The organism is Embleya scabrispora DSM 41855, assembly GCF_000372745.1.
Taxonomy (GTDB): Bacteria; Actinomycetota; Actinomycetes; order Streptomycetales; family Streptomycetaceae; genus Embleya; species Embleya scabrispora.
The window spans coordinates 1-10,911 of sequence record NZ_KB889589.1; the positions used below are offsets into that span (position 1 = coordinate 1).

The window sequence follows — 10,911 nt, forward strand, 5'->3', positions numbered from 1 at the left end:
CGTTCAATCGTGACGATCGTTCCGGTGGTGGCTCGCGTCCGCCGTACCGTTCCGACCGGCCCGAGCGTTCCGACCGGCCCGCCCGCGACGACCGCGGTGGCTCGCGCCCCTCGTTCGGAAACCGTGACGAACGTGGCGGCGGCGGTGGGCGTCTGCCGTCCCGTTCGGATCGTGGGGACCGGCCGGCGCGCGACGACCGTGGTGGTGCCGGGCGTCCGTCGTTCAATCGGGACGAGCGTGGCGGGGCCGGTGGCTCGCGTGCGCCGTACCGTTCCGACCGGCCCGAGCGTTCCGACCGGCCCGCTCGCGAGGAGCGGGAGTTCGGGGACCGCGACTACAAGGACGGTGCCAGCAGCCGGCCGACCTACAACGGTCAGCCCGGTGCGCGGCAGCCGTTCCAAGAGCGTCGTCCGGCGCCGCGTCGGGACGACCGGGGTTCGGGTCGTCCGGCGAGTGGTGGTCGGGACGACCGGGGCGGGGATCGTCGTCCGTCGTTCAACCGGGACGACCGCGGTGGTTCGCGTCCCGCGTTCAATCGTGACGATCGTTCCGGTGGTGGCTCGCGTCCGCCGTACCGTTCCGACCGGCCCGAGCGTTCCGACCGGCCCGCTCGCGACGACCGCGGTGGCTCGCGCCCGCCGTTCCGGTCGGATCGTCCGGAGCGTTCGGACCGGCCCGCTCGTGATGAGCGTGGTGGGTCGCGTCCGTCTTACGGCGACCGTGGCGACCGTGGTGGTTCACGTCCCGCGTTCAACCGGGACGACCGTGGTGGGCGTCCCTCGTACGGGGACCGGGACCGGGGCGGCAGCCGCCCGTCGTATGGCAACCGTGACGACCGCGGTGGGTCGCGTCCCGCGTTCGATCGTCGGGACGAGCCCGGTTATGTGCCGGTCGAGCGGATGTTCATTCCCGAGGACGTGCACGCCGAGGAACTCGGTGCCGAAGCGCGCCAGGAGCTGCGTGGGCTGCCCAAGACCCTCGCGGACGAGGTCGCGCGCAACCTGGTGATGATCGGCCGTACGGTCGACGAGGACCCGGAGCTGGCCTACAAGTACGCCAAGGTCGCGCTGCGGCTCGCGTCGCGCGTCGCCGCGGTGCGGGAGGCGGCCGGGATCGCGGCGTACATGGCCGGTGCGTATGCGGAGGCGCTGTCCGAGCTGCGCGCGGCGCGGCGGATGACCGGTTCGAGCGAGCACTGGGCCGTGATGGCCGACTGTGAGCGCGGGCTGGGCCGTCCGGAGCGGGCGCTGCAGATGGCGGGCGCGGACGAGGTCAAGGAACTGGACAAGGCCGCGCAGATCGAGCTGAGGATCGTCGCGGCCGGTGCGCGTCGCGACCTGGACCAGCTCGACGCGGCCGTGGTCACGTTGCAGGTGCCGGAGCTGAACTCGGCGTCGAGCAACCCGTGGGTGGCGCGACTGCGGTTCGCCTATGCGGACGCGTTGGCGGCCGTGGGCCGGGACGAGGAGGCGCGCGACTGGTTCGGTCGGGCCGCCGAGGCGGACACCACCGGTGAGACCGGTGCCGCCGAGCGGGTCGCCGAACTCGACGGTCTCGACTTCACCGATGCGCTCGACCCGGACGCTGAGGACGACGAGGACGGGGATTACGCCGAGGACGTCGAGGACTCGGCGGCGGATGCCGAGGACGAGGACTTCGACGGTGAGGACGGCGAGGACGACGACGCGCCCGAGGCCGTCGACGCCGCGGACGCCGAGGCGGACGAGGCCGACACCGAGCCTGTCGCGGACGCGAAGGACTGACTCGGCGCCGCCGGAGGTCGGTGGCGGTGAACTGATGTGAGGAAGGGCCCGGCACATTCGTGTCGGGCCCTTCCTGCGTTTCGGCGGCGGGCCGCCCGGACTCCGGCGCCGATCCCCGCCCCGCCCTACTCCCGCCCTGCCCCACTCCCGGCCGGCCGGGAGGCTCTACTCCTCTAGGTCCAGGCTGCGCAGCACCAGTCCGGTCGCGGGCTTGGGGCCGAAGGAGGTGGACTTTCGGGGCATGCGGACGTCCTGCTCGGCCAGTTCGCGGACCACCCGTTCGTCGGTGGGACGCAGCAGGATCGCGGTTCCGCCGGTGTGGTTGGCCTGGCGGACGGCGGCGGCCGCGTCGTGGACGTAGGTGATGTTGTCCCAGTTGTCGGGGACGTGCCAGACGTGGTCGAGCAGGGCCGCGTGCAGGACGGTGGCGTCCAGACAGCGCCAGGCACGTGGGCGGTCGGCCCGGATCGCGATGTCGAGCAGATCCGGGTCGGGGCCGGTGAGCAGATGGAAGCGACGGTCGCCGGCGAGCAGGAAGGCCGGGCCGACGGCCTGATCCAGAGCCCACAGGGCGGCGGGCAGGGTGCCGTCGAGGGGACGGGCCAGGAACGCGCCGGCGCCCGCGTCGCCGTACGTGGCCAAGGCGTTCAGGGCGTCGGCGGGGCGCAGCCGGGGCAGGACGCGGTGGATCGCGCCGACTCGCAGCGGGTGTCGCACCGTGTCCACGAGCAGGACCAGGCCGCGGTCCCAGGGGCCGGCGCCGCGGCCGTCCGCGTGGGCGCGTTCGCGCATCCTGGCGTAGGCGGCCCAGCGGTGGTGGCCGTCGGCGATCAGCGCCTTGCGATGCGCGAGGTCCTCGCGGACCGTGGCGAGTGCGTGCCGGTCGGTGATCCCCCACAAGCGGTGACGTATGCCGTCCGGGGTGCGCAGGCCGACCAGGGGCGATTGGTGGGTGGTCTGTTCGACTATGTCCGAGGCACGCCCGCCGCCCGTGTACACGAGCAGGATCGGCTCGGGGTTGGCCGACAGTTCGGTCATGATCGCGGCGCGGTCGGCGACCGGGCCCGGCATCACGTCCTCGTGCGCCAGGACGCCGGAGTCGAGCGAGAGCGCGCCGATCAGGCCGCGCTGGATCGAGTTGTGGTCGCGCTGTTCGTATACGTACAACGAGGGCAGCGGGTCGGGGCGCAGCGCGCCCTCGGCCAACCAGGTGCGCAGAGTGCTGCCCGCGTGTACCGCGCTGCGCGGGAGGACCAGTCGCACGATGTTGTGCGGGTCGGCGTCCTCCAGCGCGGGCACGCCGCCGGGCTCGACCACGTCGTACGGTGGCGAGGTCACCGACGCGACGTCCCCGACGCGTTCCGGGTCGTAGCGAAGCCCGCGGAAGGGGGCCAGATCGAGCCCGTTCGGCACTGCGTCGTCCATGGCCGAATGTTACGGGCCCGAGCCCGGGCAAGATCAGGACATCCGATGTCGGCGGTTGCCGGATTTTGGTGACCGGCGCGTGGTCGAGGTGCGGGAGGGCATCATGGCGATGGCTCAGGGAGCCGACGGGGTGAGCGGTGCGCCCACGGGCGACGTGTACGACTGGTATCGACGCGGGGTGCAGTTGCTCGCGTCGGGTAATCCGGCCGCCGCCGCGCAGTTGTTGGCGCGGGCGGCGGATGCGGCGCCGGAGTCGCGCAGTGTGCGTGAGGCGCTGGCGCGAGCGTGGTTCGACTCGGGCAGACACGACGAGGCGCTGCGGCACTTTCGCGCGGTGGCCGAGTCGGATCCGGCGGATGACTACGCCCAGTTCGGCTGGGGACTGTCCGCCTCGCGGCTCGGCGACTTCGAGACCGCGGTGGAGCACCTGGCGCTCGCGGTGGCCATGCGGCCGGAGACCAAGCACTACCGAACCGCGCTGGTCCAGGCGCGGGCCACGTTGCGCGCGCGGGCGGGCGCGTACGGGACGATCGGCAAGGACGGCGGGGACACGGACGACAGGAGTGACGACGCGTGAGCAAGCAGACCTCGGCATCGGCATCGGGATCGGGATCGGCGACGACGGGCGGTTCGGACGGGGCCGCGGATGCGGGGGAGTTGGCGCGGGCGTACGACGTCGCGCTGCTCGACCTGGACGGCGTCGTGTACACCGGTGCGCGGGCCGTTCCACACGCCGTGCAGGTGCTGGGCGAGGCGCGCCGGCGGGGGATGGGGATCGCGTTCGTCACGAACAACGCGTCGCGTCCGCCCAAGGCGGTGGCCGAGCATCTGGTCGAGCTGGGTGTCTCGGCGGAGCCGGAGGACGTGGTGACTTCGGCGCAGGCCGCGGCGCGGGTGGTCGCGGAGCGGGTGCCCGAGGGTGCGTCGGTGCTGGTGGTCGGCGGTGAGGGCCTGGAGGTCGCGCTGCGTGAGCACGGGCTGCGGCCGGTGCGGTCGGCGGACGAGGAGCCGGCGGCGGTGGTTCAGGGGTTCGCGGCCGACGTGGGCTGGCAGGCGTTGACGGAGGCTTCGTACGCGGTGGCGCGCGGGGTGTTCTGGGTGGCCTCGAACGCGGATCTGACGATTCCGACCGAGCGTGGGATCGCGCCGGGCAACGGCGCGCTCGTGGGTGTGGTGCGGGCGGCGACGGGGGCCGAGCCGGTGGTCGCGGGCAAGCCCGAGCTGCCGCTGCACCGGGAGACGATCCTGCGTACCGGCGCGCGGCGGCCGCTGGTGGTGGGCGATCGGCTGGACACCGACATCGAGGGCGCGTGCAACGGGGGCGTGGACAGCCTGTTGGTGCTCACCGGGGTGACCACCCCGCAGGGGCTGCTGGCGGCCGGTGCGGGGCAGCGGCCGACGTTCGTGGCGGAGGACCTGCGGGCGTTGCTGGCCGCGCCGGTGACGGCCCGGCGCGAGGGTGACGCGTGGGTGTGCGGCGACTGGTCGGCGCGGGTGACCGAGGGCGCGTTGGCGGTGGAGGGCTCCGGCGCGCGGATCGACGGGCTGCGGGCGGCGTGTGCGGCGGCGTGGGCGTCGGATGCGCCGGTGGATACCTCGGGCGTCGTGGAGCGCCTGGGCTGGTAGCGGGGCGGGTACCGGTTGCGTGGCCGGCCGGCGGGTCGGGGCAGTCCGCCAGGGGGCGGTCCGTTCGGACGGTCCGCTGGGGGTGATCCGCAGCCCGCGGTCGCCGGGAGCGGTTCGCGCGGACCGCTCAGAGCAGTTTGCGCAGGACGAGCAAGTCCTTGAACGAGGCTTCCAGCTTGACCCGGCCCTTGGCCCACGCGGCGGCGAAGTTGAGATCGCCGGCGACGAGTGCGATCAGGTCGTCGCCGGTCATGGTGAGTCGGATCTGCGCCTTGTCGTTGCGCGGTTCGGTGTCGATGTCGTGCAGCGCGCCGTCGCGCAGTCGCCCGGAGAAGGTGACGTCGAGGTCGGTGACGCGACAGCTGAGGCTGCGGTCGAGCTGGACGGCCTTGCGGGTGTCGCCCTCGGCTCGGCCCATTTTGGCGGACAGTTCCTCGAGGGCCCTGCGGCACTCTTCGACGGTGGCCATGCGCGGCGTTCCTTCCGTGGGTATCCGGTTGGCGACCGTACCCCACCCCAGGACCGGCGATGCCGGTGCCGGTCGCCCCGTCGCGGGTTCGGAGCGGGTCGGTGTCGACGGTGGATCGCCGTCCGCGTCGGGGGTGTGTCGTGGTTCGTGCGGATGGCGTGTCGTTGCTTCCGGTCCTGCGCCGGTGGAGGGGGTAGCGTCGGAGCAGACCGATCATCGCCGTTCGTATCGCCGCACAGGCACACATACGGGCAGCCGGAGCAGGAAGGCAGGTGCCGTTTATGCGAGATGTCGTTCGCAGTTACCTTCAGATCGCCAGTGGCCTGACCGAGATGACCAGGCAGCGGGTTACCGAGGTGGCCAGGGCCCTGGTCGAGCGCAGCGGTCTGGACCTGGAGCAGGTGCCCGAACAGGCCCAGGCGTTGCCGCAGTACGTGCAGCAGGTCGCCGAGGAGTTGTACGAGACCGGCAAGGCGAACCGGGACCTGCTCGTGGGCGTGGTGCGCGGCGAGGTGGACAAGGCGTTGTCCCGGTCGAAGCCGTGGGCCAAGGACCTGATCAAGGCCGAGGAGGAGATCGCTCGGTTGAAGAGCCGGGTGACCGACCTGGAGCACCGACTGGCGCGTGCCTCCACGCCGCGCACGCCTCGCCCGGCGGCGAGCCCGGGTGCGGCGTCGGCGGCCCGGGTGGCCACGTCGCCCGCGGGTGCGGCGCCGGATGCTCCGGTCGCCAAGCCTTCCCCGGCCGCCAAGCCTTCCGCCGCAGAGTCGCCCGCCGCGAAGCCGCCGGCCGCGAAGAAGGCCGCCGCGAAGAAGACCTCCGTGCCCCGGTCCGCCGCGGCGTCGACCCCGACGGCCGGCCCGCGCAAGCCCGCGCGCAAGACGAACGGCACCGCCGCCACGAAGAAGGCGGCGCCGGCCAAGAAGGCGATCCGCAAACCCGCCACGCCGGCCGCGGACGCGGACGATCAGTCGTGAGCGAGGACGCGGGCGCGGAGACGAGCGCGGATCCGGCGTCGACCGTGGGCGGCGGTGCGCCCGACGGGGTCGGCGTACCCTCGGCGGTCGCGGTGATCGGTCCGCTGGACGTCGAACCGCCCGCGCCCTCCGGCGACGCGCATGTGGACGCGGTACTCGCCACTCTGAGCCGGGTGGGTGACCTGCCCACCGAGGCGCACGGGTCGGTGTACGAGGATGTGCACCGAGGATTGCGGGACACCCTGGCGGAACTGGACCGGTAGGTCCGATCCACGACCTCGGGCGGGGTACACACACGCCGGGCGCGGGAGTGGCGGTTCTCGTCGACGACTTCGGCACAACCAAGGAACGGCAGGCACGACCGGTGGCACGACGCAGGCTCGACGCCGAGCTGGTGCGCAGGGGACTCGCTCGCTCCCGGGACCACGCGAGCGAACTGATCGCGGCCGGGCGGGTGACGGTGGGCGGCCAGACCGCGACCAAGGCCGCCACCCAGGTCGACGCGGGGGCGGCCGTGGTGGTGGCGGCCGACGAGGGTGATCCGGACTATGTCTCGCGCGGCGGGCACAAGCTCGCCGGCGCGCTCGCCGCGTTCACCCCGCTCGGCCTCACCGTCGAGGGGCGGCGCTGTATCGACGCGGGCGCCTCCACCGGCGGCTTCACCGACGTGCTGCTGCGCGCGGGGGCGGCGCATGTGGTCGCGGTGGACGTCGGGTACGGGCAGTTGGCCTGGGCGCTGCGCAGCGACGACCGGGTGACGGTACGGGACCGGACCAATGTGCGTGAGCTGACGCCGGATCAGGTGGGGCCGGCGGCCGACCTCGTGGTGGGCGACCTGTCCTTCATCTCGCTCGGGTTGGTGCTGCCCGCGCTGGTGCGCTGTTCGGCGCCGGACGCGGATCTGGTGATGATGGTCAAGCCGCAGTTCGAGGTCGGGCGCGAGCGGCTCGGCGCGGGCGGGGTTGTGCGTGATCCGGCGCTGCGGGCCGAGGCGGTGCGCATGGTGGCGGAGCAGGCCGCGAAGACGGGCCTGGGCGTGCTGGGAGTGACCGCGTCGCCGCTGCCGGGGCCGTCGGGCAACGTCGAGTACTTCCTGTGGATGCGGGCCGGTGCGCCGGAGCTGGACCCGGCGGACGTCGATCGGGCGGTCGCCGAGGGGCCCCGGTGAGCGGCGCGCACGATAGCGTCGCGGCGTACGGGTACGGCTGCGGTCGATGCGATGCGGACGAGGGGATACGGGCATGAGCGATCGCACGGTATTGGTGGTGACGCACACCGGCCGACCTGCGGCACTGCGCAGCGCACGGCTGGTGGTGGAGCGGCTGATCGCGGCCGGCCTGGGCGTGCGGGTGCTCGAACACGAGGCGGACGACCTGGCCCTGCCGGGTGCGGTCGTGGTGTCCGTGGAGCCCGACGCGGCCAAGGGCTGCGAGTTGGCGATCGTGCTCGGCGGGGACGGCACGCTGCTGCGCGGCGCGGAGTTGGTGCGCGATGCGGCCGTGCCGATGCTCGGGGTCAATCTGGGCCGGGTCGGCTTCCTGGCCGAGGCCGAGCGCGAGGACCTCAACGACGTGGTGGAGCGGGTCGTGACGCGCGACTACGACGTCGAGGAGCGGATGACGCTCGACGTGGTGGTCCGGGTCAACGGCGAGATCGTGCACACCAACTGGGCGCTGAACGAGGCCGCGATCGAGAAGGCCTCGCGCGAGCGCATGCTCGAACTGGTCGCCGAGGTGGACGGCCGGCCGCTGTCCCGCTGGGGCTGCGACGGGGTGGTGTGCGCGACGCCGACCGGCTCGACCGCGTACGCGTTCTCCGGCGGCGGGCCGATCGTGTGGCCCGAGGTCGAGGCGCTGATCATGGTGCCGATCAGTGCGCACGCGCTGTTCGCGCGGCCGGTGGTGGTCTCGCCGAATTCGGTGCTCGCGCTCGAACTCGCGGCGGAGACGCCGCCCGGTGCGCTGTGGTGCGACGGTCGGCGGACCGTACAGCTGCCCGCAGGCGCGCGGGTGGAGGTGCGGCGCGGGACCCAGCCGGTGCGGCTGGCGAGGCTGCACCGGGCGCCGTTCACGGATCGACTGGTGGCCAAGTTCGCGTTGCCCGTGAAGGGGTGGCGCGGGCGCAAGTGAGGCTGTCGGGCCGGCCCCGGATCGGCGATGCGGTCGCCTGGAGGTGTGTTGAACACACTTTGGACACACGCCGTTGAACTGCGTTCTTCGCGCGGAGTCCCCACGACCTCGTAGTGTCGTCCCGTGCTCGAAGAGATGCGGATACAGGGTCTGGGTGTCATCGAAGACGCCGTAGTCGAGCTCGCGCCGGGCTTCACCGTGGTCACGGGCGAGACCGGCGCCGGCAAGACGATGGTGGTGACCGGGCTCGGCTTGCTGTTCGGTGGGCGGGCCGATGCCGGGCTGGTGCGCAACGGGACGGGGAAGGCCCTGGTGGAGGGTCGGCTCAGCGTGCCGGCGGACTCGCCCGCCGGGCGTCGGGCGGCCGAGGCGGGCGCCGAGGTGGACGACGGCGAACTGTTGCTGGCGCGGACGCTCTCGGCCGAGGGTCGCTCGCGCGCGCACGTGGGCGGGCGGGCCGCGCCGATCGGGCTGCTGACCGACTTGGCCGACGACCTGATCGCGGTGCACGGCCAGACCGACCAGCAGCGGCTGCTGCGCCCGGCCCGGCAGCGCGGCGCGCTCGACCGGTACGCCGGGGAGGCGGTGTCGGCGCCGTTGAAGGCGTACGGCGGGGTCTACCGGCGGCTGCGCGAGGTGAGCGCGGAACTGACCGAGATCACCACCCGGGCGCGCGAACGTGCGCAGGAGGCCGATCTGTTGCGGTTCGGCCTGACCGAGATCGAGCAGGTCGTGCCACAGCCGGGCGAGGACGCCGAACTCGCCGCGGAGACCCTGCGGCTGGGTCACGCCGATGCGCTGCGCACCGCGGCGACCACGGCGCACGAGGCGCTGCTGGGCGACCCGGAAACCGGCTCGGACGCGGTGGACGCCTCGACCCTGCTGGGCGCCGCGCACCGTGCGGTGGAGGCGGTACGCGCCCACGACCCGGCGCTCGCGGCGTTGGCCGATCGGCTCGGCGAGGTCGGGTATCTGGTGTCCGACGTGGCGGGCGAGCTCGCCTCCTACGCGGCCGGCGTGGACGCCGACCCGGTGCGGCTCGCGGCGGCGGAGGAGCGGCGGGCGGCGCTGTCCGCGTTGACCCGCAAGTACGGCGAATCGATCGACGAGGTGCTGGCCTGGGCCGAGCGCTCGGCCGCGCGGCTGGCCGAGTTGGACGGCGACGACGACCGCACCGAGGAGCTGACCGCCGAACGGGACGCGCTGCGTGGGGAGTTGGCGACGCTGGCGGGCGAGGTCTCGGCGGCCCGGCATGCTGCGGCGGAGCGCTTCGCGTCGGCGGTCACCGGCGAGTTGACCGCGCTGGCGATGCCGTACGCGCGCGTGGGCGTGGCGATCTCCGGCGTGGACGACCCGGACGGCCTGCCGGTGGGCGACCGCGTGCTGGCCTACGGCCCGATGGGCGTCGACGAGGTCGAACTGCAACTGTCCCCGCACCCGGGCGCACCGCCGCGCCCGCTGGCCAAGGGCGCCTCCGGCGGTGAACTCTCGCGCGTGATGCTCGCGGTCGAGGTGGTCTTCGCCGGCGCCGACCCGGTCCCCACGTTCGTCTTCGACGAGGTCGACCAGGGCGTCGGCGGCAAGGCCGCGGTCGAGGTCGGCCGCCGCCTGGCCCGCCTGGCACGGGTGGCCCAGGTGATCGTGGTGACCCACCTCCCGCAGGTGGCCGCCTTCGCCGACCGTCACCTGGTGGTGGAAAAGTCCAGCGACGGCACGGTCACCCGCTCCGGCGTGGTCACCCTCGACGACGCGGCCCGCGTCCGTGAACTCTCCCGCATGTTGGCCGGCCTGGAGGACTCCGAACTGGGCCGAGCCCACGCGGAAGAACTCCTGGCCACGGCCGCGGGCGCGAAACGCGAGGACTGAGATGTTCGTGGCGCGTTCGTGGCCGCTTGGCCCTGATGGGCTGCGGGCTCGGGCGAGCTCGTTGCGGTAGCGGGTGGCCCGATGGTGTGCCCACCCGTCGTGCTCGGCCTTGATGGGCCTCGGGAGCTTGCGGGGTTGGTCGGGGTCGCGTCTCGATTGGCCGGGTTGTGTACCCACCCGCTCCACCCGTTGCGTTTCGGCGCGGAGGCTGTGGTCTCACGGGCGCCGAGGTGGCCTGCTCCGGCCCCTCGGCCCCTGGGCACCCGGTGTGGCCGGCCGGTAGCGGTGGGTCGGCTGCGGTACGAGGTCCGGGCTTCGCCCGGGTCGGCAGGTCGAGGTCGCAGGGTCGTTCGGCCGGGCCGCAGCGCGCCAGCCGATGCGACGCGGATGAGGCGTCGTGACAGAGTCGGCGCGTTCCGCAGTGCGGCGGGCCACGATGCACAGGTTGGCTGCGGTGAGCGATGGGCCTTCCCCCGAGGTCGCCGACTTGGGCTGCGGTCCGGCGCGTCAGCGCCCCCGACCTGCGCGAGACCTCGCGATCGACGCGCGAAGCGCGGAGAGCGGCGGAGCCGCCAGTTTGGACGGTGTGACCCGGAGCGAAGCGGAGGGACACGCCGTCACGAGCGAGGGGCCGCCTTTTTCTCGGAGGAGCGAAG

Annotated in this window: 10 protein-coding genes; 8 read left to right on the forward strand and 2 right to left on the reverse strand. The window is 73.4% G+C overall.

The genetic code is table 11. The annotated features are described in order from the left end of the window. Window positions 1-899: 899 nt before the first annotated feature. Window positions 900-1,763: a hypothetical protein gene (locus A3IC_RS68430; RefSeq protein ID WP_040876359.1), complete on the forward strand. Its 864-nt coding sequence runs from the start codon at window positions 900-902 to the stop codon at window positions 1,761-1,763. A gap of 165 nt (window positions 1,764-1,928) precedes the next feature. Here A3IC_RS68430 and A3IC_RS0109180 read toward each other — a convergent pair whose 3' ends face one another. After that, entirely contained in the window at window positions 1,929-3,188 is a 1,260-nt protein-coding gene (locus A3IC_RS0109180; protein WP_020549766.1) for a DUF1015 family protein, read from the reverse strand. Window positions 3,189-3,291: 103 nt separating this feature from the next. On the opposite strand from A3IC_RS0109180, the gene A3IC_RS0109185 reads away from it, so the two are divergent. After that, window positions 3,292-3,765 carry a tetratricopeptide repeat protein gene (locus tag A3IC_RS0109185; RefSeq protein WP_040876360.1) on the forward strand — a complete coding sequence of 158 codons (474 nt, stop codon included), beginning with the start codon at window positions 3,292-3,294 and terminating at the stop codon, window positions 3,763-3,765. Next, window positions 3,762-4,814 (forward strand): HAD-IIA family hydrolase, encoded by a 1,053-nt coding sequence (locus A3IC_RS53305; RefSeq protein WP_079026337.1) that lies wholly within the window; start codon window positions 3,762-3,764, stop codon window positions 4,812-4,814. The genes A3IC_RS0109185 and A3IC_RS53305 overlap by 4 nt, the downstream gene beginning before the upstream one ends. Before the next feature lie 127 nt (window positions 4,815-4,941). Here the strand turns inward: A3IC_RS53305 and A3IC_RS0109195 are convergent, their stop codons facing one another. Next, window positions 4,942-5,283: an alkyl sulfatase C-terminal domain-containing protein gene (locus tag A3IC_RS0109195; protein WP_020549769.1), complete on the reverse strand. Its 342-nt coding sequence runs from the start codon at window positions 5,281-5,283 to the stop codon at window positions 4,942-4,944. Window positions 5,284-5,564: 281 nt separating this feature from the next. Between A3IC_RS0109195 and A3IC_RS53310 the strand changes: the two genes are divergently transcribed. The 5 genes from A3IC_RS53310 (at window position 5,565) to recN (ending at window position 10,255) form a co-directional block, all read left to right on the forward strand. Beyond that, complete coding sequence (locus tag A3IC_RS53310; protein WP_052173302.1) at window positions 5,565-6,260, forward strand: hypothetical protein; 696 nt, start codon at window positions 5,565-5,567, stop codon at window positions 6,258-6,260. After that, the gene (locus A3IC_RS53315; protein WP_020549771.1) at window positions 6,257-6,523 is read left to right on the forward strand and encodes a hypothetical protein; all 267 of its coding nucleotides are present in this window, start codon (window positions 6,257-6,259) and stop codon (window positions 6,521-6,523) included. The genes A3IC_RS53310 and A3IC_RS53315 overlap by 4 nt, the downstream gene beginning before the upstream one ends. Window positions 6,524-6,624: 101 nt before the next feature. Continuing rightward, window positions 6,625-7,428 (forward strand): TlyA family RNA methyltransferase, encoded by an 804-nt coding sequence (locus A3IC_RS0109210; RefSeq protein ID WP_026218054.1) that lies wholly within the window; start codon window positions 6,625-6,627, stop codon window positions 7,426-7,428. A gap of 73 nt (window positions 7,429-7,501) precedes the next feature. Beyond that, a complete protein-coding gene (locus A3IC_RS0109215; RefSeq protein WP_020549773.1) occupies window positions 7,502-8,389 on the forward strand; it encodes an NAD kinase in 888 nt (295 codons plus the stop codon). Window positions 8,390-8,524: 135 nt separating this feature from the next. Continuing rightward, window positions 8,525-10,255, forward strand: coding sequence for a DNA repair protein RecN (gene recN, locus A3IC_RS0109220; protein ID WP_020549774.1), 1,731 nt, complete (start codon window positions 8,525-8,527; stop codon window positions 10,253-10,255). Window positions 10,256-10,911 lie beyond the last annotated feature (656 nt).

What these genes read in the sequence shown, in the direction of transcription:
- A3IC_RS0109215 (WP_020549773.1), top strand. Translation starts at nt 7,502, where the DNA reads ATGAGCGATCGCACGGTATTGGTGGTGACGCACACCGGCCGACCTGCG.
- A3IC_RS53310 (WP_052173302.1), top strand. Translation starts at nt 5,565, where the DNA reads ATGCGAGATGTCGTTCGCAGTTACCTTCAGATCGCCAGTGGCCTGACC.
- A3IC_RS0109195 (WP_020549769.1), bottom strand. Translation starts at nt 5,283, where the DNA reads ATGGCCACCGTCGAAGAGTGCCGCAGGGCCCTCGAGGAACTGTCCGCC.
- A3IC_RS0109185 (WP_040876360.1), top strand. Translation starts at nt 3,292, where the DNA reads ATGGCGATGGCTCAGGGAGCCGACGGGGTGAGCGGTGCGCCCACGGGC.
- A3IC_RS0109180 (WP_020549766.1), bottom strand. Translation starts at nt 3,188, where the DNA reads ATGGACGACGCAGTGCCGAACGGGCTCGATCTGGCCCCCTTCCGCGGG.
- recN (WP_020549774.1), top strand. Translation starts at nt 8,525, where the DNA reads ATGCGGATACAGGGTCTGGGTGTCATCGAAGACGCCGTAGTCGAGCTC.
- A3IC_RS68430 (WP_040876359.1), top strand. Translation starts at nt 900, where the DNA reads ATGTTCATTCCCGAGGACGTGCACGCCGAGGAACTCGGTGCCGAAGCG.